This window comes from Acinetobacter sp. IK23, assembly GCF_035615275.1.
Lineage (GTDB): Bacteria > Pseudomonadota > Gammaproteobacteria > Pseudomonadales > Moraxellaceae > Acinetobacter > Acinetobacter seifertii.
This window is the reverse complement of sequence record NZ_JANBNX010000024.1, coordinates 1-24,312: the sequence shown is the minus strand read 5'-3', so window position 1 is coordinate 24,312 and position 24,312 is coordinate 1. Positions and strand designations below refer to the sequence as shown.

The following is a 24,312-nucleotide window of genomic DNA, read 5'->3' as shown; positions in this document are numbered from 1 at the left end:
GATAATTTAACTAAATCCGATAAATGGTGCAATTATTGCACCCCTAATAATTAAAAGTACTAAATCTTATAATTAATAAAGCACTATCTCTTTTAAAGAAATAGTGCCTGAAATAATTAATAAGTCACTGTAACAACAACATTATCGGAGTAAGCACCTGGCCTACTTGCAATGGTAGTACCCTGAGGAATTTTTCCATAAACGGTTGTAGTTTGAGCGTTACCTGATCCAGTGCCAGACACTCCACCTGTTCCACCAATACTAGCTACCCCACCTGTAGCATCCCACACCGAACTATAGTTAGAATCTTTATATAACTGATAGGGAATGAACTCATTATTACTATTAGCCATACGCCTGAACCCTCCACTTATGCGGTTATTGCCATCCCCTAAATAAATCGTATATGGCGTTCCATAGTTACAGGTCGTATTTACAGCACCTTGAGTCGTGTAGTCACGTTTAGTAATACCAATATCATTAATATTGCCAAAATCGACAGTTGAAGTTGAGTTTAATTGGCAAAGCGTCGGCACTACAAAGTTTGCTGTTAAAGTTACATTTCCAGAACTCCAACTGATGATATCTCCTAAACATAACACCGCTAGAAGATCCATATCCCAAAAGAGTTGAACTGTAGCTGTATAGGTTCCTTGAGGGTATGCAATGAGCGATCCCGTTCGCGCCGGTACCTTCACATTTACTGAGTAACTAAGAATATTATTTGAAGCGATTGTTACCACTGGACCATACCAAACATTGGAAGTTTGATTGGTGGTAGAAGAACCTGCTCCACCAACAGTTGCAGTGACTGTATATGGTAACGATACGCTATTATTTGTAGTGGTTGCTCCTGTAAATACTGTCTTCATACACATAAACGGAGAAATTTGAGGTAGTAGTCCTCCATTCGTGCAACTAATTGTTCCTGAAAAGTTTACAGTTGCATCACTATTAATATTTGCTGCTGTGTAAATAAACGTATTATTTGTGGTTCCAGCTACCGTACAGGCAGCATGTGTTGGACTAAAAAAAGCATAAACGAGATAAAATAAGCAAATACCTATAAAGTACTTTAAAGATAAGGAAATTTTTTTAGAGCTCTCTATTTGAGCCTTATTCATAATATTTAATGACATATATAAGGTCCCAATTTTTTAGTTGAGTACTGATTACTGTTATATGTAAATTCAACTTGGCATGAACCATGATCAAGAAGATCTACTTCAAGTTTGTTTTGTTGTAATAGATTTGGAATAAATACTTCACCGTCATAGCCCACTACGGCATCTTGTTGCCCATTAATTCGAACGCTATAACCCGGTAATAATGGTGAGTTGTTTTTATCAAATACTCTCACCAAACCTGAAATAACCTGATGAGCACCAAAGTCGACTAAAGTCCCTTGGCGATAGCCTACTACTGTTTTTTGATCTGTAGATTTAACATTCCAATTTAAAGGCAGATATGAGGGATCTAAATAAATATGGTTCTCTCTATACGGCATAAGGCTTGGTATAAGAAACCTTCCAGACTTGTCCGTTGTTCCTAGATTTATCCCACCATTTAAAATTTGGCTTTTCGGTCCAGCATTGGTGACAACAGCATAACCATCTCCAATTTCATTCGCCGCGAATATACGGCCTGCTGCTGCAACTAAAGATCCTGTCGCTGAAAGTGCAACTTGGTCATTATCTCCAATTCGGTTATAACGACCTGTCAGGTACGCAGCTCTGGCGCGATAAGAGCCATAGACCGATGCATTGTTAGCATGTGCATCTTGATCCCGCTCAACATAACCACCCCATCCAAATGAACCAACTTGCGGTTCCGATAAAACAAATACTTCTTGGCGATAACTCAGCCTGCCACTATCACTGGATACACTAGAAATCGCATTGACTCTGGTAGATGGCGTATAGCGCAGCGCAAAGTAAATGCCATAGTCCTTATGGGTTTCATAATCCTTATATGCAGAACTATAAAAACCCCAGTTCTTGTTTAAACTTCCGCTTAAGTTGGCAGACAGCAACTTATACGAGTGATCACTGTATTTGATCTGGTTATAGCCGACATAAACACCATAGCCTGTATAAAAGTTATAGTTAATCCCTGCCCTAAAAATCTCGTCTGCCAACGCGCTGTAGTTTAAATAGTTTTGTGATTCAGCATTAATCTGATTTTCTTTTAAATATCGAATTTGAGACACCCGTGCCAAGTCAAAGTAGTTATCAAATACTTTGCGGTAGCTGGTGTTAAATGAAATATTCTTGCTAATTCGCCCTTCTAAGCCAACCAAAGCCGAATAGCCATTTTCATCTTTATACTGACTTGCAGCAATATCGGCATTAATCACCCCAACACCAAACAGGTTCTTGGCAAAGCCCGTTCCCACGTTGGAAAGACCATCTGTGGAAGCTTCTGCACCTCCAATTAAGGTCAGTGAGTTGCTATAACCATAACGAATTGCACCAGAGGCTAAGGTGGCATCATCATAATCATTTGAGTACAGTCCGTAGTTGTAGCGCGGAACCCCAACATCGACTGAAAACTCATTGATACCTTTTGCCAGAATCTTCGATGAAAAGTAATAAGGTTTTTTAGTAATGGTTTGTTGACCTGTTGCATCGGTGGTGACTAGTGTAACTTCATTTCCTGAAATAAACGGGAGCTGCTTAACATCAAATGGACCTGAAGGAACAAGGCCTGAATAAATCTTTTGCTGGTTAACGTATAAGTCTAGTGTAGAAGGCAGCGCCGCTGAACCGGAAAACTGTGGCAGCGCAGAAGTAATAATATCGCCACGTTGGGTATATGCACTCGACCACTGCAAACCGGCAAGACGCACACTACTGCCCCAGTCAGAACTATTAGAAATAAAATCCCCTAGGGTATATATTCTGACTTTTTCAGGGTCTACATATTGCCATTTACTTTCCAGACGTACCCACTTCTCATGGCTATAACTGTTTTCATTACTCCCGTTATATAAAATACCGGATGAAAAATTACCAAGCGCGCTGTTAAAAATCCCTTCTGCCGAACCTGAGAAAATACTCTCATCATTGGTAATGGTGTGATACATGCTGTAATTCAGAATTGCAGCATTTAAAGGTTTCATTTTTAGTAAGTTGGTGTTTGTAGTCGGTTGACCAGTTAAGTCAACAGAATAGTCACTCAACATGCTCGCAGGAACTTGTAAGTTTAGAGACTGCTCATTTTCCAGATACTTAAACTGGATTCCTTTCAGTTCATTAATACATACCCATTGGCTGTTAGGGATATGTTCATCAATTTTTATTCTTAGCGTTTTTAAGTCACCAGAGCGAATATATAGTTTTTCATCCTTAGATTGTTTTACAGAAAACAAGTCTTCAGAGGCATTTGAATTAATAGAAATATTTAGAAATAGCTGAGTAAAATTATTTTCTTGTTCTTGTCCATCCGTCTTTTCGTGCATATATTTATTATTGTTACTTATAGACTTAGGAACACTGGGAACCGCAGTGTTCGTATGATCTAAAAGTTGTTCAGCAAATAAATGTGCTGGAAAATATGCGACACATAAGACACCTATAATATATTTCATATAAGCCTCTTAAAGTGTGGTTTTTTTACCATTAACTGTTAGAGAAATACTGTATTTGTGATTTGGCTGATAAGTAAAATTATTAATTGAATAATTTTTTGATTTTCCTGAAAGGATATAACCATTTATGGTATTTACTTTAATCGGATAACTCTTATTCTCTGTGTTATCTACAAGAATTAAGTCATTTAAAAGTGCATGTCTGTTACCAATATTACTAATATTCAAGGAAGTATCATTTTGCTTCGCATCAATTTTCCAGTTCAGTTGGGTAATCGCATCTTTATTCACTACAAATACAGGTAATGATGAGCGAAGTAATACATTTACACCTTGAGATGCTTTACGACTATCGATAGGTTTTGGTAATTCATCAAGAATAATACGATAAGTTTTTTCACCAGAAATTGGTTCTGGCTTAATACGGACTACACGCAAATTATAAGAATCATTAGGTTTTAATTTTAAGAAAGGTGGACTAATTGCAATATCATCTGTTGGAATTAATTGATCTTGTCCAGCATTCTGAGTCCATTCAAATATACGTATTTGTAAGTCAGCACTTTCGTTCGACTGGTTATATAAACTAATTGAGGACGCAGATTGATCACTCAATATTTCAACACTCACAGGAGAAAGACGTATTGAGGCAGCATTTAACATACTAGGCAAAAATAACAATAAAGTAGCAACAAAGATATTTTTTTTCATAACTTGCCCAGAATTACTTTTCTCAAATTAAGCTAGAGCTAGCTCTTACAAAAGAGCTAGCGACAATAATGAACAGAACTTATTTAAAAAATTAATAAGTCACAGTCACAGTTACTGTATCAACATAGCTACCAGCGCTTGGCAAAGCTGAACCAGCAGGAAGACGACCATACACGTTCACTGTTTGTACTGCACCACTACCAGTTCCACTATAAGCTGTTGTAGCAATTCCAATCGCGGTACCGCGGCCTGTATCTGAATACAAGTTATAAGGGATATATTCGTTACTTGTTGCCCCACCGATCATTCGTCGTTGAGTGGATAAAACATTTTGACCACCATCAAATGACAAAGTCCATGGCACAGTGTTGTTACAAAGGACTTTAATTGCTGTACCGCCTGTCGTTGTGGTATCGGCATCAACATTACTAGTCAGAGAACTTAAAGTACCAAAGTCCAAAACCGCATTTGTTGTGGTACCTGTTGCAGAGGTATTAAGGACACAACTATTTGTTACTGTCGCCTTAACAGTTAATGTCCCCGTTGCTGTAGCGGCATTTGCTGCATTAACAGAAATTAATGCTATAGCAAGTGCTGATAAATAAAAAAAATTCTTTTTCATGGTCAAAACCTTTTGAATGAAATTGTCGAATTAATAGATATAAAAAAATTAACTCTTATCCTTACAATCATTTTTATTTGACTGCTCTTTTAAAGCTTATTTTTTATTCCTATTTTTAAATATCATACATAAAAATAATTAAAATGCATGAGTTTGTTATTATTTTAACTTCCAATTAACAAAATAATATTAATAAAACTTAGTTTCCAATTATAAAAAAAGACATAACACAATTACAAATAATTGATTTATATTAATTTAAAAGAGATTCAACAATATTTACCTGTAAAAATTTAACCAAATATTTCAATCTATATTTTTATTGAATTTGGTCACATAAATCAATTTTTTAACCAAACAATTCACTTAAAATTAAAGTATTTTATTTTTTAATATATTTAAATAATACATTTAATATTAATTAAAAAACTTTATAATTTAAAAATACAAAATAATGGTCAAAATAAAGGCCTCATACGAGACCTTTATTAAGTATTGTTAAATAATTAAACGCTTAACATACTATTTAAAGTTTCAGAAACGTTTTTAGATTTCACTTTAGGCTGTAATGCCTGCAAAGCTTGTTGCACTTGCGTACGTTGAGGCTCTGCAAGCGTATACCAGCGTGACAATACCTGTAATAAACGTGAACCTAAAATCGGGTTTTTCTCGTCAAGATATTGCGCAAGATTAATAAAGTGCGCTACACCAAAGCCCCAAGTATTTTCAGGGTTATTTGACAAGCCCCCACTTACAGCACGAATACGGTTTGGCGTCGTTAGGTCATAATCAGGATGTTGAGTTAAATACTCGATTGTTTCTGCTGTCGCATTTGGATTGGCTGCCTGAATCATAAACCATTGGTCTAAAGATAATGCTTCATCTTTAAAGCGGTTATAAAAATCAGTAAGTGCTTGCTTCGCTTGAGGCGCATTTTGCCAAACTAGTACACGTAATGCACCTAAACGTTCAGACATGTTACCTGTGTTTTGGTATTGCTCATAAGCCAATTCAAATGCAGTTTGATCGCCCTGACGAGCCATCATCATCAGCATGATATTTTTTAATGCACGAACCCCCATCGCTAAAGAAAATTCTTTTTGCAGGTCTGGGTCAAGGGTAAGGTAAGTATCTTTCCAGAAAGAACCTAACTCTTGTGCTAATCGATTCAGCAAAGCTTCACGTTTTACATGAACATCGGCTGGTGCATAGTTCTGATCGATACGGCTACCCAAATAACCTTCACTTGGTACATCAAACAAACGAGATGCTAAAAGTGGGTCACGGCCAACTAACTCAGGTAAAGTGCTTTGAATAGCTTGAATGTACGCATCGGCAGAATGGTCTTCTAACAAAATACGTTCAAGCAAGGTTTGCGTTGCTTGCCACTGGTTAAAACCATTCGTTTCGTGTTGAATTAAGAAAGCTAATTCTGCATCGGTATAGTCAAATACAAGATTTACAGGCGCAGAGAAATTACGAAGTAACGAAACAACTGGTTGTTCAGTCACACCTGTGAATTCAATGGTTGCCTCGTCTTGATCAAACAAGTACACACCATCTTTAACATCATTAACGAATAAGCTGTTGCTGTGCAATGTATATTGCTCGCCTGTTTTAGCATTAAATAGCGCTAAAGCCACAGGAATTGGAACAGCTTTTAAATTTGGATATTTAGGATGTGCTTTCAGACTTTGTTTAAAGCTTAAACGGTAAGTTTGTGCTGCTGCATCGTACTCACCTTTTGCTTCAAGCTTTGGTGTACCCGGTTGGTTATACCAAGTTAAAAATGCAGATAAATCAACACCCGAACCTGCTGATAATGCAGCAACCCAGTCTTCTACAGTTACGGCTTGTCCGTCATGACGTCGGAAGTATTCGTCTGTTCCCTTACGGTATTTTTCTTTACCAAGTAAGGTCGACATCATGCGGTTAATTTCCGCACCTTTTTCATAGACTGTCGCAGTATAGAAGTTATTAATTTCTACAAAGTGGTCTGGACGTGGTGGATGCGATAATGGACCTGCATCTTCAGGGAATTGGTGTGATTTAAGTACAGCAACGTCATCAATACGTTGAACCGCAGCAGATTGTAAATCTTCCGAGAAAGACTGGTCACGGAATACCGTCAAGCCTTCTTTCAAACAAAGTTGGAACCAGTCACGGCAAGTAATACGGTTCCCTGTCCAGTTATGGAAATATTCATGGGCAATCACAGACTGTACACGCATAATCGCTGCGTCAGTGGTGTACTCTTCATCGGCAAGTACGCATGAGGTATTAAAGATGTTTAAACCTTTATTTTCCATTGCACCCATGTTGAACTGGCTCACCGCAACAATCATATAGTTGTCTAGGTCATAGGCACGGCCGTAATGTTCTTCATCCCAACGCATTGAATGCTTTAAAGCTTCCATCGCGATATGGCATTTTGGAATGTCTTTCTCAATGGCATAGATTTCTAAAGCAACATCACGCCCTTCCGAAGTCGTATAACGATCTTTCAGTACAGCTAAGTCACCAATAACACAAGCAAACAAATAGCTTGGTTTTTTAGTTGGGTCTTGCCAAATTGCAAAGTGACGGTTTTCACCCGCTTCACCTGTTTCAAGCAAGTTACCATTGGCAAGTAACACAGGATATTTTTTGTCTGCTTCTACACGAGTCGTAAAGACTGAAAGTACGTCTGGACGGTCTGGATAGAAGGTAATTTTGCGGAAGCCTTCAGGCTCGTTTTGCGTAACAAACAAATCGCCAGCTTTATATAAGCCTTCAAGCTGAGTATTGGTTTCAGGATGAATAATCACTTGAGTCTGTAAAATGACTTCATCTGGTGCGTTAGTGATCACCAGTTGCTCACTATCGAGTAAATATTGTGCAGGAGTAAGCGTTTGACCATTGAGCTGAATAGATTGCAACTCAAGGTCACGGCCCAACAGCACCAAATCTCCAGCAGTTTGACGCTTCATGACTAAAGTTGAATCAACAATTGTTTTATCATCATAAACTTGAATATCAAGATTAATGGATTCAACCAAGAACGAAGGTTTTTGATAATCTTTTAAATAAACTGTTTGATCTGCCTGAACGGGAGGCTGTGCCGCAATATTCATCTTTATTCCTTATATACTTTTCGAAAACCGTAGTACGAATTTTATGAACTTGATCATACACATTCATACATACTATGTTTGCTTACCTTAATAAAATTAATGGGACTTGATTTATACATTTCAAATTAGAATCTGGTTTTATTAGCACAGATTAGACCAAAATTACGATAATCGTTGTTTATATAATCAATCTATACAATAAAAATAAAACTCCTTTCGCTTTTAACATTTTATAGGAGCTGCTTACATTTTAGGCATGGTTCTTGCCTTATTGAATATACCAGTATAAGTATTTCGATCAGAACAAGAGGTAGCTACTATGGAATTAAAAACTTATTTACATCGTTTAGAAAATATTAAAGCTATTCATGATCTAGATGCAGCGGGACTCGACCATCATGTGATTGCCGTGTTTTTAACTGCTGAAGGTATTTCAATAACTGCTCAGGAGGTAACAACTATCGTTAATACTTATGACGCATTAGGTAAAGTGAAATTACCAAGTAAAAAAGTACAGGCGCTTATCAATGCTAAAAAACTTGGACAACATGATGAGAGCTTACCGTGCCCTGTTTAACCTTAACTTTTAATCTCTTATGAAAACCTAAAATCAAAATAAAGATTTTAGGTTTTCTATTTTTGCACCAAACAAAAATACAATCTCAGCTATCGGCAATGCGGCTGTGTATAATAGGTCAATCATGATTGATTTAAGTGTTCGGAGCGAAATGGCCTTACAAATTCTACAGAAACAGCTAGATGAAAGTAGCCATTGCCCACTCTGCCAAGCTTCAATGTACTGGGTAGATGCCGAACAATTTGAGCAAGACATTCAGTTTCATGAATGCAGTCATTGCCAGCACCGTGTATTTAAAGACACAAAAATGACGTGTCACTGTGACCAATGCACTAAACAAAGAAAGAAACTTTTACAGCAAACCCGCCTACAAGAACAACGCCAGTTTAAGTCAAAAGACCAACCTCAGCGCAGTCTGGAGCAACTTAGTTTTTTAAATAAACTTTTTCTGCTTAGCTTGCTCGATGATTATGCACGTGACGATGTTGCGCATGACGAATATATTCACTGGGACCAAATAAAATATCAACCTATTACACCCAACTGGATGTTCCAAAATCATCTCATTAAACAGCTTCATAAAGATGGGATTTTAAATGCACAGGATCAATCTGACGAACCACAGTGCTTTTATTTAAACATTCGTCTAGACGGCTATAGTGACCCAAGCTTATTTAGTGTAGCCCAACAACTACGTCTCTGGTTTTATGAAAACTTAAGTCTTGGTATTCCATTTCGTAGTGCCGATGAAGTGAAAGATGTCCTTTTTCAGGTGCTCTATCAAGAAATTATCCAGTTTATGCAGTTCTACTGCCGAACATGGGGTATTCAAATTGCTGGTAGCTCTAACTTTCAAACTTTTTGCTATCGTTTAATGGACTCCTTGGCGATTGGTCAAATTTATTATTTGATTCAAACTGCACTCGAATATCTTTATAAGCAAAAAGCTCTACAGCCACGTAATGAAAAATTTATTAATACCAATTTATTAAAGAAAACTTTAGAGCAATATCGGGAAAGAGCCTTGGCAGAAAAGTGGGAAACTTCGATGTTGCCACGCCCTTACAATATTCCTTACAGTAAAATGAGCCACATTTTGTTTAACCGCTTTTTAGGTTATGACGAACACATTTTTGTACAACCTGTATGGAAAGCATGGCGAAAAATTGAACCTCGGTTAAACTTTTACTCGGTTAAACGTTGTATGCATTGTGGTTCAAATGATTTAAGTGTTGATTATGATGCAGCAGATTATGTTTCTTTGATTTGCGAAAGATGTAAGCATCAAGATCACTACTTTACCCGTTAAATGTTACTTCTGGCTTAATAAGGATAATCAGATGACTTCAACATCAAACCTCATTGAACAGGTGATTGAAGCTTGGCAAAACATGCAGGCTCAAACGCCTCTTGTGCAATGCATTACCAATAGCGTTGCAGCCAACTACACAGCCAATGTGTTACTGGCTTCTGGTGCTTCACCGGCAATGATTGATAATCCTTATGAAGCAGAAAGTTTTACCAAGATCTCATCGGCTTTAAGCATTAATTTGGGGACACCTACTTCAGAGCAAATGCAAGCCATGCAAATCTCTGCCAAAACAGCACAACTTAACAATATTCCTTGGGTACTTGATCCGGTCGGTTACGGCCCAATTTTAGCTTGGCGCAGTCAAATGACAGACGAGCTTTTACAGTTCAAGCCAAGCGTTATTCGTGGTAATGCTTCAGAAATCAGTACGCTTGCAGGCAATCAGGTTCAATCTAAAGGTGTAGACAGCACTTTAAGTAGTGATCAAGCCTATCAACAAGCTTTTTCTCTCTTAACACATGCAAGCTGTATCGCTATTTCTGGCGAGTCAGACTATATCTTGTCTCATGAAATAGATGCTGTGATTCAAGTGAACGGCGGAAGTCCTTTACAACCAAAAATTACCGCAACAGGCTGTGCTTTAGGTGCGTTAATTGCCGCATATAGCGCTGTGACAACACCAACCATTGCTGCTCTTTCAGCTCATGTTCATTTTGCAATTGCGGGTAAACTTGCAGCAAATCAAGCGCAAACCATGGGAAGCTTTAGTAGCATCTTTATGGATTATATCCATATGCTAGATGACAACCTGATTGAACAATATGCAGATATCAAACTTATAAAGATACAGGCATAACCTAATCTATGCCTGTATCAGATTAGACTCACTTTAGAAGTAAGTAAATGTCGGTAACAAGGTCACACTCGTTCACTTCGTGCACAAAGTTGTGATAGTGAAAGAAAACTGGATAATCCCCTGCTTCTTCTGGTTGCTCAGGTAACCAGTTTCTAAAGATGTAATACACGCTATCTTTAATCTGGTCATGGCTACCCAAATGTCTTACGGTTGCATAACGACCCGCAGGAATTTCACCTGTCTGCACGCCGTAACTATTTTCAGGTACAGCTTTTTCAATTGAACCTGCAATATCAAACCGAAATTCATCAGATGGTGTCTGATCTGGATCAGCAAAAGGAATACCATAAGTTTTAGACTTGGTTACGGGCGATAAACCTGTTTCTTTACGCCAAGCAATAAAACGCGCAGCTGTTTCCAAGACTTTATCTGGACTTCCTAAATGCGATAGATAGGCAATCTTTTCAGCCAGACGCTCAACAATATTTACATTCATTTTTAGCTCACTTTTTGGAATCGTAAAAACAAACTTCTGGTGCCAAGATTCCCAGTCTGGTTTATCTCTAAAAGCCCGAGGAGTTTGATCAAATGAACGCTTAAATGCACGAGTAAATGCCTCGGGACTGTCAAACCCTGCTTGTAATGCAATCTCAATAATCTTGAGATCGGGTTCAAAAGCCAGTTGAAAAGAGGCCCGCTTTAAACGAGAAAGTTGAATAAACTTCATTACATTTAAGCCAATATGAATGGCAAAAATACGATGAAAATGAAACTTAGATAAGGCCGCAATCTGGCTCAATCGATCAACATCTAAATCTTCGTCTAAATGTCTTTGAATATAATCGCAAACCAGTTGCAACTTTTGTGTATATACAGCCATACATTTATGTCTGTTCATTCGATAGCACTACTTTTACATAGTGCTCATCGCTATTCTTGATCGAAATTGCGTTTTTATAGTTATACAACTTGCTTAAAATAATCTTCTCTTGGCATGTCAATTAGCTCAACACACAATTGAATTTCTTTATTAAACCCTTGTTGTAAATATCTTTTGTTGCTAAGTGCTGCTAATAATTGCTCACCCATAAGCTGTTTTTGTTCAGCCGTTCTTCCCGACAAAATATACGCCTTTACATGAATATAGGCTTGATCAACTCCTAAGCCTATTAGGAAAACATCATCTTTACGTGCACGGCTTTTAATGTCTTCTGGACTAAATAACTCTGTCTCAATCAGTGTGCTATTAATTTCTTCAAGTAATTGTTTTGCGTTTAATCCAGTTAAGTTTTCTGAATAATCGACTACTACGTGCGGCATAGCCACCTCAATTTATGTAATAAGTAATTAAGCCAATCAAACTTTATTCAATAAATAATAAAGCTAATCGAACCTGATCATATCCCATTCGAGGACTAGTTGCTTCAACAATTGGTCTTAGTTTGATCGAACCATCATCAGAAAAATGATCTGGATTCTGACGTTTTTTCAATTTCTTGTAAATTTTACGGACTTCTTCAACCACTTCTTCACCAGGATGAGCAACCGAAATATCCAGCTTTTGTTCTTTATGAAGTCGAGCCAAGTGATTAATAATCGTCGCTGATGTCAGGCCACGTTCATGCGCGATGTCTTCAATCTCGTAACCTTCTTCAAACAATGCACGTGTTTCATCTAGCGTTGCTGTAGCGTAATTTTGCTTGCCACCTTTTGCGAGTTTCTTCTCATTACGAGAAATCTCAGTTTCGTTTAAGGTACCGCCACAATGACGAATAAAGGCTTTATGCTGAGCCGTTAAATCTACATCTGCAAAGTTATCTTCGGCTTCTTTTGAAAGCTCTTGGAAACGGCGATCCGCTTTGACCGCTAAACTATCTAACTCTAAAGCTTGTTCATTAATACCTAATAACTTTAACCCTGTTAAAGATTTTAAGCGCGAAAGCGCAACATAACCCTGACCTTTTTCAAAGGTATTCGTGAGGTTAATTTCAGCAGCTTCTAAAGTCATACCTTGGCTTTTATGAATGGTAATCGCCCAAGCTAAGCGAAGTGGAATTTGTTGAAAACTTGCAATCACTTTGCCCGCTTCGTTTTCGACTGACCATGTTTCAGGCGCAACGAGCAATGTCGTGCCATCGGTTAGTTTTACTTTCGGCAGTAAGCCATTTTCGTCATCTTCTTCAAAGCCGATAACTTCACCCAAGCTTCCATTGATATAGCCCATATCGAAGTTGTTTTTGACAAACATGACTTTGGCATGCTTTTTAAGGGTTAACTCTTCTGGTGCGCGTACCGAGGATTTTAAAGTTTCTACCAGTTTCTCATTACCATCTAAAACGGCATTAAATTGATGCCCTTCATTATCAATTTCATTTAAGTGCTGATAATTGATATTGTCGACATCTATATTATGCGTATAAAGACGAGTAAAGGTCTCACCAATATCATGCGAACGCGATTGACGTAATGCGTGTAAATGATCTGATTGAATATTTTGCGCACGGATAGCATTTAAAATCTGATTTAGAATTTCATCGTCTTGACGGTGCTGTTCTGTTAAATAACATACGCGGAATTTGGCTTCGACCCATGCATCAGACATAAAACAAAATTTGTCGCGATTGGCTTCACCATTACGTCCTACAGGTGGTAACTGGAAGAAATCTCCAGCCACAATGACTTGAATGCCACCAAATGCCTCATCGCTTTCTTTAAAATATTTTAGAACCTGATTGACTAGATTAAGCTGCTTTGCATGTAGCATCGAAATTTCATCGATAACGAGAACTTGCGCATTTTCAAGGTGTTCCTTGAGATATTTACGCTCTTTCATACGTTTTAGGTCATCGTCAGTTAACTGATCTTTAATGCCAATGCCAGCCCATGTATGAATGGTCATGCCGTTCATATGCGTTGCTGCTATACCAGTCGATGCGGTAATAGCCACAGGAACTTTACGTGCTTTTAGATATTGGATGTACTGATTGAGTGTATAGGTTTTCCCTGCACCAGCCGAACCGGTTAAAAAAACATTTTCACCTGCTTTGAGCAGTTTAAGCGCAGTTTCCTGTTTCATAATCTCATATGTACATCTTCAACAGCCCATAGCTTAACGATTTTCCCGAAAAAATTAAATGAATGTGCCAAATTTTATATAAAATCATTAAAAATCAATAATTAAATCCCAAGTAATATTTGGTAGGTTTTTGGTAGGTAGGAAAATAATCTTCAGATCACAATACTAAGCCCATGGTGAGGCTCACCTGTAATAACAAACAATGGATTTATGGAAAAAGGAATCACTCCATGGCTTTTAAAAATATTGCAGATCAAACAAACGGTTTTTATATTCCTTGCGTATCACTCTTTGGACCAGGATGTGCTAAAGAAATTGGTACGAAGGCGCAAAACCTCGGCGCAAAAAAAGCATTAATTGTGACCGATGAAGGCTTATTTAAATTTGGCGTTGCAGACCTTATCGCAAACTATTTAACCGAAGCAGGCGTTGCGAGCCATATTTTCCCGGGTGCAGAACCTAACCCAACGGATATTAATGTTCACAATGGCGTGAAAGCCTATAACGACAATGGCTGTGACTTTATTGTGTCTTTAGGTGGCGGTTCATCTCATGACTGCGCAAAAGGTATTGGCCTAGTTACTGCTGGCGGTGGTCATATTCGTGACTATGAAGGCATCGATAAAAGCAAAGTGCCAATGACACCACTGATTGCAGTAAATACAACTGCTGGTACTGCATCTGAAATGACTCGTTTCTGTATTATTACCAATACAGACACTCATGTAAAAATGGCAATTGTTGACTGGCGTTGTACCCCACTCATTGCAATTGACGACCCGAAACTCATGATTGCAAAACCAGCTGGTTTAACTGCTGCAACAGGTATGGATGCATTAACCCATGCAGTTGAAGCATATGTTTCTACAGCGGCAAACCCAATTACCGATGCGTGTGCAGAAAAAGCCATCACCATGATTAGCCAATGGCTACAACCTGCTGTCGCAAATGGTGAAAACATCGAAGCACGTGATGCAATGAGCTATGCACAATACTTGGCTGGTATGGCATTTAATAACGCATCATTAGGCTATGTTCATGCCATGGCGCATCAGTTGGGTGGTTTCTATAACCTACCTCACGGCGTATGTAACGCAATCTTATTACCACACGTATGTGAATTTAACTTAATTGCTTGCCCAGATCGTTACGCAAAAATCGCCGAGTTAATGGGTGTAAGAACTCACGGGTTAACAGTGATGGAAGCTGCATATGCTGCAATTGACGCCATTCGTAAACTGTCTTCATCGATTGGTATTCCATCTGGCTTAACAGAGTTAGGTGTGAAAACCGAAGACCTTGCAGTGATGGCAGATAATGCTCAAAAAGATGCATGTATGCTGACCAACCCTCGTAAAGCTAATCATGCTCAAGTTGTGGAGATTTTCAAAGCAGCACTTTAATCCTGATGTAATGGCATGTCCCTCTAGTAAGTCAAATCCCTCCGACCGTTGACTTACTTTTTTGGGGAATACTTAGCTCCAGCGGTATTCCCTTTTTTTAGAACCTATACTCCAACCTTCTCCAAACCTGATTGACAATTCGCCCATTTCATTGAAGGATACTCAGCATGTCTTAATTACAATAGCTCGATAAAAATGAATACATCTTCAGCTAATCAAAATTATGTTCCAGATATTTTAGGTGCTGGCTACGATCAGCTTACACTCAACTTTCCTAATGATTACGAAGGAAAAGTTGTAGCTACCTTAGTGCGTAAAAAGGCAGCTCAATCGACTCGAAAAGCTGTGCTATATATTCATGGTTTTTTAGATTATTTCTTTCAAACCGAAATGGCTGAGCAATTTAATGCTCATGGTTATGACTTCTATGCACTTGATTTAAGAAAATATGGGCGTTCAAAACTGCCTCATCAAATTTTCTATAATGTGCTTGATTTAAATGAATACGATGCTGAAATTACACAAGCATTAGAGATTATTGGCAAAGAGCAACACACCCAAGTCTTGCTTGCAGGACATTCGACTGGCGGTTTGACAGCAACGCTTTATGCTGCCCATAACCCAAACCACCCTCTGATTAAAGGACTTTGGGCAAACAGCCCGTTTTACGATTTTAATTTAAGCTTGGTCGAGAAAAAATTTGGTATTCCAGTACTCAGTCGAGTAGGAAAATATCTGCCAAAAGTTAAATTCCCAAGTCAATTAAACAAGTGGTACACCGCGAGCCTTCACAAACAGCTCAAGGGCGAATGGGACTTTAATCTGGACTGGAAACCGACCTCTGCCCCTACGGTTCAACTCAGCTTTCTACATGCGATTCATACAGCACAAAAAGAAATACATCGCGGGGTTAAACTCAATGTTCCCGCACTGATTATGCACTCGCACCAAACTAAAAACCCTAAAAAATGGGGACCAGATGCGACTCAAAGCGATATCATTTTAGATGTTAAAGACATTGCCAAATTTGGTAAAAAAATGAAAGGCGATGTCTCTGTAGTTTCTATTCACAATGGATTACATGACTTAGTACTTTCAGGCCAGCCAGTACGGGAACAAGTCTATCAACAATTGTTCCAGTGGCTAGATCAAAAAATCACTTAACTGAGTTTAGGTGAGTCAAGGTATTTCACCAGCAGTTGATGCGCAGGATGTTCACTCGGTAATAGCTCCATAAGGCGTTCTACCGCATCAATTGCTTCAGGAAAATGAGCTAAATGCTTAAGTAATAAATCTGTTTCTTGTGTTTTAAAAATTGCATCGCTCAAGCGTGACTCAAGGCAGTCACGCCATGCACATAAAAACGGACTTTCCGTTTTTGCCAGAAATACACCTGTGTAAAGCTGCAAAGCTGAGGCCGCATATCCCGCATCGAGTGCTTGTTCAGCTTGTAAAAAATCGGCTTCAACGTGTACAAGTAAACGATATGGACGTGAACCAAGCAAACCGCCCAAAATATCGCGTAGTTGAGACATTTCAGCTTTAAGCGTGCCCATGCTGACTTTACGTTCGCCATAGAGTGCCTGATAAAGATGCTCTAAAGTTAAACCATGCGGACATAGTGCCAATATGGTTAAAATTTCAATTTGACGTGGCGTTAATAGCAAGCTTTTGCCATTAAATTTAACTTGTGGCGTCGAAAATGCCCGGATATGTAATTGCTGACGCTGCTGCTCTAGCAAAGCAGACTGAATAATGGATGCACAACGTTCAGCAGCCAATATCCCTAAACTATTATGGTTCTTCCATGTGGTTGATAAATCAACAACACCAAGGGTTTGTTTTGAATATGGATCAATAATCGGTGCGGCATAACACACCCAATCATGAATCGACTCCATGTAATGTTCGTTTGAAAAAACACAGCTTGATTGTTGAGTTTTTAAAGATAAAGCCAAGGCATTGGTGCCAACAAATTCTTCACGCCATTGACCACCTTGTACAAAATGTACAAGCTCAGCAGCACTTTGCATTTGAGCACTGGGTGCTGTCCAGATAATGGTACTGCCGATATCACCGACAGCAATTACCATTGATGATTGTTCTGCAATATGACGTAAGTCGTCGGCACATTGGCTTAAAGCCATATCTAAAGCATTTTGTGAAGCAGTTTTCTTCTCGACTAAGGGAGCCGCAAAACGCTCTTTAGGAATCGCAGCAGAGGCTGATCGTTCCCACGAGCTTGCAATACTTTGGCCGAGTTTGGCAGCGTTCTGAGGAGAGAGACTATTTTGCGTGCGCAGTTGATCAATCAACGTCCGTTGCTGCAATAAATCCTTTTTTGTGAACATTTGTAAATTCCTTATATATCCACATTTCTATTCCAACCTTTCTCCAACCTTCTTCTTTATATCCTAATTATACAAAGTACGAAAGTACCTACTGACAGGGTTCTTGTTAGTCTTTAGTCCTAAAAAGCAAAGGAATATTTATATGCGCTATATCGATCCAAATCAACCAGGCTCAAAAGTTCAATTTAAATCACAATACGAAAATTTTATTGGTGGTGAATGGGTTGCACCTATAAAAGGTGCTTATTTTGACAATGTATCTCCTGTTGATGGAAAAGCTTTCACACGTATTCCCCGTTCTAGTGCCGAAGATATTGAGCTCGCTCTAGATGCAGCCCACAAAGCGAAAGCAACATGGAATAAAGCATCACCGACGGTACGCTCGAACATCCTTTTAAAAATTGCTGATCGTTTAGAAGCAAATCTTGAAATGCTTGCTGTTGCTGAAACATGGGATAATGGTAAAGCGGTACGTGAAACTTTAGCAGCCGACCTTCCGCTCGCGATCGACCATTTTCGTTATTTCGCAGGATGTATTCGTGCTCAAGAAGGCGGCATCTCTGAAATTGATGAAGATACCATTGCGTATCATTTCCACGAACCACTCGGTGTGGTTGGTCAAATCATTCCGTGGAACTTCCCGATTTTGATGGCAGCATGGAAACTTGCACCTGCTTTAGCAGCAGGTAACTGTGTGGTAATTAAGCCAGCTGAACAAACGCCAGTGGGTATTTTGTTGGTCGCTGAACTGATCCAAGATATTTTACCGCCGGGTGTACTTAATATTGTCAATGGTTTCGGTTCAGAAGTCGGCCGTCCTTTAGCGACAAACCCACGTATTGCAAAAATCGCATTCACAGGTTCAACTCAAACTGGACAAATGGTGATGCAATATGCGACCGAAAATATTATTCCAGTGACATTAGAACTTGGCGGTAAGTCACCAAACCTTTTCTTTGAAGATATCATGGATAAAGAAGATGACTTCTTAGAAAAAACGCTTGAAGGTTTTGCTATGTTTGCCTTAAACCAAGGTGAAGTATGTACTTGCCCTTCTCGTGCTTTAGTACAAGAAAGCATTGCTGATCAGTTCTTAGAGATGGCTGTCGAACGTGTAAAACGTATTAAAACTGGTCATCCACTTGATACTGAAACGATGATTGGTGCTCAAGCATCTTTACAACAGCAAGAGAAAATCTTACGTTGTATTAACACTGGTCGTGAAGAAGGTGCAGAACTCTTACTTGGCGGTAGCGGCCGTAAAGAAGTAGGCGATGGTTACTATGTCGATCCGACTATTTTTAAAGGTCACAATGGCATGCAAGTTTTCCAAGAGGAAATTTTTGGACCTGTACTTGCTGTGACAACGTTCAAAGACTTTGACGATGCAATTAAAATTGCCAATGACACCATGTATGGTTTAGGTGCAGGTGTATGGTCACGTTCAGCTCACATTTCTTATCGTGCTGGTCGTGCTATTGAGGCGGGTCGTGTCTGGACAAACTGCTACAACATCTACCCTGCACATGCTGCATTTGGTGGTTACAAGAAGTCAGGTATTGGCCGTGAAAACCATAAAATGATGCTTGATCATTATCAACAAACTAAAAACTTGTTAGTGAGTTATTCAACTAAACCAATGGGCTTCTTCTAAATTTCGCACCAAGTTGATACCAAACTATCAACACTAGAAAGAAGTAAGGTCATTCATGATACAAGAAGCCAGTAATTTAGATTGCTGGCTTCTTTATTTTGTACTGTTAGTTCTCAAGTTTTTACTATGTGGAATAAAAAACCGTCACCTAATATTTAAAGCAATTTATTTAGGCATTGCTTTTGCATTAATTCATACAAACTAACTCGCAGGAGTATTGTATGAATCAACCAGAAACAGCTTCCGTTATTTCCTCAAAGACAGAAGTCTCGTCAGCAGAATATTTTGCTCAGCGTCAACTCAAACAAGGTACGGTTGGTTGGTTACTCCTGATTGGTTTAGGCGTAGCTTATGTGATATCGGGTGATTTTGCTGGCTGGAACTTCGGCATAGCCCAAGGTGGTTGGGGTGGGATGTTTATTGCCACTGCACTCGCTGCAATCATGTACCTATGTCTATGTCTTTCTATGTCAGAAATGTCCACCATGATGCCGACAGCAGGCGGCGGTTATAGTTTTGCGCGTGCTGCTTTTGGTCCTTTTGGGGGCTATTTAACAGGAACAGCCATTTTAATTGAATACGCAATTGCCCCTGCTGCTATTGCCGTATTTATTGGTGGTTATTGCGAATCTTTATTTGGCATTAATGGCTGGATGATTTACCTCGCCTGCTACGCCATTTTTATGGGCATACATCTGAAAGGTGCTGGCGAAGCCTTAAAAATCATGTTTGCCATTACACTTGTCGCAGCTGTTGCTCTGGTTGTGTTTATTGTCGCAATGATTCCACACTTTAATGCACAAAATTTATTTGATATTCCAGTTGGCACAGCAGCTGGTGCAAGTCGTTTTCTACCTCATGGCTATTTAGGCATCTGGGCCGCAGTTCCCTTTGCAATCTGGTTTTTCCTTGCAGTTGAAGGTGTGCCATTAGCCGCCGAAGAAGCAAAAGATCCAGCAAAATCCCTGCCACGCGGTTTAATCGGAGCAATGCTTATCTTAACGGCCTTTGCCATGCTCATTTTATTCTTAGGTGCAGGTGCAGCGGGTGCAAGTACTTTACAAAACTCTGGTGCTCCCCTCGTCGATGCTCTGGTTAAAGTGTATGGCACTAATACTTGGCTTGCGACTTTTGTTAACTTTGTTGGTTTAGCAGGTTTAATCGCGAGTTTCTTTTCAATTATCTATGCCTATTCCCGTCAAATTTTTGCACTGTCACGAGCTGGTTACTTACCTACTTCACTCTCTTTAACCAATAAAAATAAAGCCCCTTATCTCGCAATTATTATTCCGGGCATTATTGGGTTCTTGCTTTCACTTACCAAAGAAGGTGATTCACTCATTTTAATCGCTGTTTTTGGTGCCACCATTTCCTATGTATTGATTCTTTTATCTCACATCAAACTACGCCTATCTAAACCCGACATGCCTCGTCCTTATAAAACTCCTGGAGGAATCTTCACTTCAAGCATTGCACTGATTTTAGCAGTCGCTGCTGTGGTCGCAGGCTTTGTTGTTAATCCGAAAGTTTGGTTTATTGCTGCCGCTATTTATATCGTATTTATTGCTTACTTTTTATTCTATAGCCGTTATCATTTAGTGAAAGGTACACCAGAAGAAGAGTTTGCAAATATTAAAGCCGCAGAACAAGAACTATAAAAAGGATTCAACTATGAGTTATCGCAATATTGTCGCCAATCAACAGTATCACTTTGCTGACTTGAAGACCTTGATGGCAAAAGCTACACCGTTACGTTCAGGCGATGAGTTAGCAGGTGTAGCTGCCAGAGACGCAACCGAACATGTTGCGGCACAAATGACTTTGGCCGATGTACCGCTTAAAACCTTTTTAAATGAAGTTGTGGTCGATTACGAAACTGATGAAATTACACGACTAATTATTGATGAACATGATCTGGCAGCATTTGCCCCTATTTCACACTTTACAGTAGGCGATTTTCGAAATTGGTTGCTTGATGAAGAAGCCACTGCACAAAGCCTAAAAGCCTTAGCGTCAGGTTTAACTCCAGAAATGGTGGCTGCTGTCAGCAAAATTATGCGCAATCAAGATTTGATTTATGTTGCCAGTAAATGTGAGGTAATTACCCAATTTCGCAACACGATCGGTTTAAAAGGCCATCTTTCTACCCGTTTACAACCGAACCACCCTACCGATGATGTGCTTGGTATTTCTGCCAGTATTTTAGATGGTTTGATGTATGGCAATGGTGATGCCGTAATTGGCATCAATCCAGCGACGGATAACCTACATAATTTGTCAGAGCTACTAAAATTGCTTGATCATGTCATTCAGGAATATCAAATTCCAACGCAATCTTGTGTACTTACCCATATCAGCTCAGGCATTCAACTTGCTGAAAAAAATGTGCCAATTGATTTAATGTTCCAATCAATCGCTGGTACACAACTGGCTAACGAAGGCTTTGGAATATCGCTCGATTTACTACAAGAAGGATATGAAGCCACACTTGCACTCAAGCGCGGAACTATTGGACAAAACGTCATGTACTTTGAAACGGGTCAAGGCAGTGCGTTATCCAGCAATGCACATCACGGCGTTGACCAGCAAACATTAGAAACGCGTGCTTATGCAGTCGCCCGTAAATACAATCCGCTTTTAGTAAATACAGTCGTTGGTTTTATTGGTCCCGAATATCTTTTTAACGGCAAACAAATTATACGTGCAGGTCTAGAAGACCACTTCTGCGGTAAGTTGCTTGGTGTGCCAATGGGCTGCGACATTTGCTATACCAACCATGCCGATGCTGACCAAAATGATATGGATGTTCTCCTTACTCTGTTTGGTGCCGCGGGCATTAACTTTATAATGGGGATTCCGGGTTCAGACGATGTCATGCTCAACTATCAAACCACTTCATTCCATGATGCCCTCTATTTAAGACAACTCCTCGGTTTAAAACCCGCTCCTGAGTTTTCCGTTTGGCTTGAACAGCAAGGTATTTTTAAACAGCAAAACTCTCAAATTTGTTGGGCAGACCACATGCCCGACCAATTCTCTCGTTTGCTCATGAACTAGGGAGAACATTATGAAACTTAATCGTGATATTCAATATCCATCAAGTCCCCATCAAGATCAGTGGGAAAAGCTTAAACAATTTACTGATGCCCGCATTGCATTAGGTCGCGCTGGTTGTAGCATCCCAACACGTGCCTTACTTGAGTTCCAGTTGTCTCATGCGCAAGCAAAAGATGCGGTTTATCAAGAGATGGATGTGTCCTACCTCTCGGAGCAATTAGCACAACGGCAGCTGCAAAGTCTTCATGTACAAAGTAATGCACCTAGTAAAGAAATTTTTCTTAAACGTCCAGATTTAGGTCGTCAGCTTTCAGATCAATCAAAAGATGTCTTAATTAAGAAGTATGCAGAAAATCCACAGCAGTACGATGTTTGTATTGTAGTCGGTGATGGTCTCTCCGCAAGAGCGATTGAAGCGAATGCTATCTCATTCATTACAATGCTGAATGAACAAATTCAGCAAGAAAACTGGCGCCTTGCACCCATTGCACTGGCAACGGGCAGTCGTGTTGCTTTTGGTGATGAGGTTGCTGAAATCTTTAAGGCACCCATGCTTGTGATGCTGATCGGTGAGCGTCCTGGTTTAAGCTCTCCTGATAGTATGGGAATTTACTACACATGGAATGCATATTCAGGCTGCCTCGATGCCAAACGTAATTGTATTTCTAATGTTCGCTCAGCAGGTTTAAGTATTCCAGTTGCAGTACAACGTTTAATGGCATTAATGAAAAAATCAAAACAGCTCGGCTTTTCAGGCGTTAATTTAAAAGATGAACATCAACTTTCAGATATAGGTCTTGAGGGAACTCAAAAGCTATTATTTTAAAAGATCGAATATGCAAACAGATTCATTCAAAATAGGTAATCGTTTGCATAACAACATTATCTTAACGAAAAATATCAATTTTCAGGTATTGACGATTTATACAGATATTTTCTTCTTTATATTTATCGCTATACTCCACCTATTGATCTTCTATGAATCATTTCTATGAGCACAACAAACGCCTTCCCCAAAACTATTTATGCCATTCAGCATCTTGCTTTCGAAGACTTAGGTTCATTAGAAGATGTCTTTTATCAACTCGGATTTCGCGTCCGTTATTTTGAGGCAGGCGTTGATGATTTAACCCCTGCTTTTTCACATGAAGGTTTAACTATTATTTTAGGCGGTCCAATCGGAGTTTATGAAACTGACGATTATCCATTCTTAAAAGATGAAATCGCTTTACTCAAACAACGTTTAGCAGCTGACAAGCCTACACTTGGTATTTGCCTAGGCGCACAGCTTATTGCTCATGCACTTGGCGCAAAAGTATATGCAGGACATCAAAAAGAAATTGGCTGGGGTCCACTCAGCTTAAGCTTACGCGCTAATCAGGTTTTATCTGGTTTGCTTAACAATGTTCATGTTCTACATTGGCACGGCGACACTTTTGATCTTCCTGAAAATGCCGTGCTATTAGCAAGTTCCGATGTTTATACCAATCAGGCATTTGAAGTCGGTAATAATATTCTTGCCTTGCAGTTCCATATTGAAACGACTGAAGAACATTTTGAAAAATGGCTCATTGGTCATACATGTGAACTTCGTCATGCAAATATTTCAATTCCAAAACTTCGTGAAGAGAATCAGCAATATGCTCAAAACCTCGAACATGCTGCTTTTGAAGTAATTCAAAAATTCTTAAAAAGAATTGGTTATAGTACCTAAGTGAAGTAGTTTCTAATCTGCATCAAATATAGCTTTTTATCACCTCGCATTGTTCGATTATTTTTTAAACAAAAAAAGCTTTATATTTTATTTTTAGAAACATTTCAGAAAAATTTCAGTGTATTATTAATTTGTAACATAAAATATACGCTGTGATCCTAGCCAAAATAATGGACAGTACTTCCCTCTAAAGATAACGTAACGTTAACTTTGGAGATCCAAGAAATGGCCAAACGTTTTAGTGCTGAATTTAAACAGCAAGCAATTGATTATGCAC

Annotated in this window: 19 protein-coding genes; 10 read left to right on the top strand and 9 right to left on the bottom strand. The window is 39.1% G+C overall.

Features of this window, described 5'->3' with window-relative positions; genetic code table 11:
- Window positions 1-116: 116 nt before the first annotated feature.
- The 5 genes from MSG95_RS14575 to pepN all read right to left on the bottom strand — a co-directional run bounded on the left by MSG95_RS14575 (window position 117) and on the right by pepN (window position 8,035).
- Window positions 117-1,139: a spore coat U domain-containing protein gene (locus MSG95_RS14575; protein WP_151819312.1), complete on the bottom strand. Its 1,023-nt coding sequence runs from the start codon at window positions 1,137-1,139 to the stop codon at window positions 117-119.
- Window positions 1,130-3,589 carry a fimbria/pilus outer membrane usher protein gene (locus MSG95_RS14570; RefSeq protein ID WP_151819311.1) on the bottom strand — a complete coding sequence of 820 codons (2,460 nt, stop codon included), beginning with the start codon at window positions 3,587-3,589 and terminating at the stop codon, window positions 1,130-1,132. The genes MSG95_RS14575 and MSG95_RS14570 overlap by 10 nt, the downstream gene beginning before the upstream one ends.
- Before the next feature lie 9 nt (window positions 3,590-3,598).
- Window positions 3,599-4,300: a molecular chaperone gene (locus MSG95_RS14565; RefSeq protein WP_324624904.1), complete on the bottom strand. Its 702-nt coding sequence runs from the start codon at window positions 4,298-4,300 to the stop codon at window positions 3,599-3,601.
- 91 nt (window positions 4,301-4,391) lie between these two features.
- Complete coding sequence (locus MSG95_RS14560) at window positions 4,392-4,928, bottom strand: spore coat U domain-containing protein (protein ID WP_213033536.1); 537 nt, start codon at window positions 4,926-4,928, stop codon at window positions 4,392-4,394.
- A 500-nt stretch (window positions 4,929-5,428) separates the two neighbouring features.
- Window positions 5,429-8,035 carry an aminopeptidase N gene (gene pepN, locus MSG95_RS14555; RefSeq protein WP_077164698.1) on the bottom strand — a complete coding sequence of 869 codons (2,607 nt, stop codon included), beginning with the start codon at window positions 8,033-8,035 and terminating at the stop codon, window positions 5,429-5,431.
- A gap of 319 nt (window positions 8,036-8,354) precedes the next feature.
- On the opposite strand from pepN, the gene MSG95_RS14550 reads away from it, so the two are divergent.
- The 3 genes from MSG95_RS14550 (at window position 8,355) to thiM (ending at window position 10,780) form a co-directional block, all read left to right on the top strand.
- Window positions 8,355-8,612, top strand: coding sequence for a hypothetical protein (locus MSG95_RS14550; protein WP_039251716.1), 258 nt, complete (start codon window positions 8,355-8,357; stop codon window positions 8,610-8,612).
- A 151-nt stretch (window positions 8,613-8,763) separates the two neighbouring features.
- Window positions 8,764-9,921 carry a hypothetical protein gene (locus MSG95_RS14545; protein ID WP_139344708.1) on the top strand — a complete coding sequence of 386 codons (1,158 nt, stop codon included), beginning with the start codon at window positions 8,764-8,766 and terminating at the stop codon, window positions 9,919-9,921.
- 31 nt (window positions 9,922-9,952) lie between these two features.
- On the top strand, window positions 9,953-10,780 hold the full coding sequence (gene thiM, locus MSG95_RS14540; protein WP_077164697.1) for a hydroxyethylthiazole kinase: 828 nt from the start codon (window positions 9,953-9,955) through the stop codon (window positions 10,778-10,780).
- Between the two features lie 28 nt (window positions 10,781-10,808).
- On the opposite strand, the gene MSG95_RS14535 is transcribed toward thiM, so the two are convergent.
- From MSG95_RS14535 to MSG95_RS14525, 3 genes are all read right to left on the bottom strand, one after another.
- Window positions 10,809-11,660: an AraC family transcriptional regulator gene (locus tag MSG95_RS14535; RefSeq protein ID WP_077164696.1), complete on the bottom strand. Its 852-nt coding sequence runs from the start codon at window positions 11,658-11,660 to the stop codon at window positions 10,809-10,811.
- A gap of 80 nt (window positions 11,661-11,740) precedes the next feature.
- Window positions 11,741-12,100: a 5-carboxymethyl-2-hydroxymuconate Delta-isomerase gene (locus tag MSG95_RS14530; RefSeq protein WP_213033535.1), complete on the bottom strand. Its 360-nt coding sequence runs from the start codon at window positions 12,098-12,100 to the stop codon at window positions 11,741-11,743.
- A 43-nt stretch (window positions 12,101-12,143) separates the two neighbouring features.
- Window positions 12,144-13,856 carry an AAA family ATPase gene (locus MSG95_RS14525; protein ID WP_077164694.1) on the bottom strand — a complete coding sequence of 571 codons (1,713 nt, stop codon included), beginning with the start codon at window positions 13,854-13,856 and terminating at the stop codon, window positions 12,144-12,146.
- Window positions 13,857-14,086: 230 nt separating this feature from the next.
- Between MSG95_RS14525 and mdh the strand changes: the two genes are divergently transcribed.
- Together mdh and MSG95_RS14515 are read left to right on the top strand one after the other, a co-directional pair.
- Window positions 14,087-15,259, top strand: coding sequence for an iron-dependent methanol dehydrogenase (gene mdh / locus MSG95_RS14520; protein ID WP_077164693.1), 1,173 nt, complete (start codon window positions 14,087-14,089; stop codon window positions 15,257-15,259).
- 195 nt (window positions 15,260-15,454) lie between these two features.
- Window positions 15,455-16,423, top strand: coding sequence for an alpha/beta hydrolase (locus MSG95_RS14515; RefSeq protein ID WP_077164692.1), 969 nt, complete (start codon window positions 15,455-15,457; stop codon window positions 16,421-16,423).
- Here the strand turns inward: MSG95_RS14515 and MSG95_RS14510 are convergent.
- The gene (locus tag MSG95_RS14510; RefSeq protein ID WP_077164691.1) at window positions 16,420-17,610 is read right to left on the bottom strand and encodes a helix-turn-helix domain-containing protein; all 1,191 of its coding nucleotides are present in this window, start codon (window positions 17,608-17,610) and stop codon (window positions 16,420-16,422) included. The genes MSG95_RS14515 and MSG95_RS14510 overlap by 4 nt on opposite strands.
- A gap of 142 nt (window positions 17,611-17,752) precedes the next feature.
- On the opposite strand from MSG95_RS14510, the gene MSG95_RS14505 reads away from it, so the two are divergent.
- From MSG95_RS14505 to MSG95_RS14485, 5 genes are all read left to right on the top strand, one after another.
- A complete protein-coding gene (locus tag MSG95_RS14505; protein ID WP_002119354.1) occupies window positions 17,753-19,264 on the top strand; it encodes an aldehyde dehydrogenase family protein in 1,512 nt (503 codons plus the stop codon).
- A gap of 221 nt (window positions 19,265-19,485) precedes the next feature.
- Window positions 19,486-20,922: an ethanolamine permease gene (eat, locus tag MSG95_RS14500; RefSeq protein ID WP_077164690.1), complete on the top strand. Its 1,437-nt coding sequence runs from the start codon at window positions 19,486-19,488 to the stop codon at window positions 20,920-20,922.
- Between the two features lie 13 nt (window positions 20,923-20,935).
- Window positions 20,936-22,321 (top strand): ethanolamine ammonia-lyase subunit EutB, encoded by a 1,386-nt coding sequence (locus tag MSG95_RS14495; RefSeq protein ID WP_077164689.1) that lies wholly within the window; start codon window positions 20,936-20,938, stop codon window positions 22,319-22,321.
- A 10-nt stretch (window positions 22,322-22,331) separates the two neighbouring features.
- Window positions 22,332-23,147, top strand: a complete 816-nt coding sequence (eutC, locus tag MSG95_RS14490; protein WP_077164688.1) for an ethanolamine ammonia-lyase subunit EutC — start codon at window positions 22,332-22,334, stop codon at window positions 23,145-23,147.
- Between the two features lie 165 nt (window positions 23,148-23,312).
- Window positions 23,313-24,035, top strand: coding sequence for a glutamine amidotransferase (locus MSG95_RS14485; RefSeq protein ID WP_077164687.1), 723 nt, complete (start codon window positions 23,313-23,315; stop codon window positions 24,033-24,035).
- Window positions 24,036-24,312: the final 277 nt, after the last annotated feature.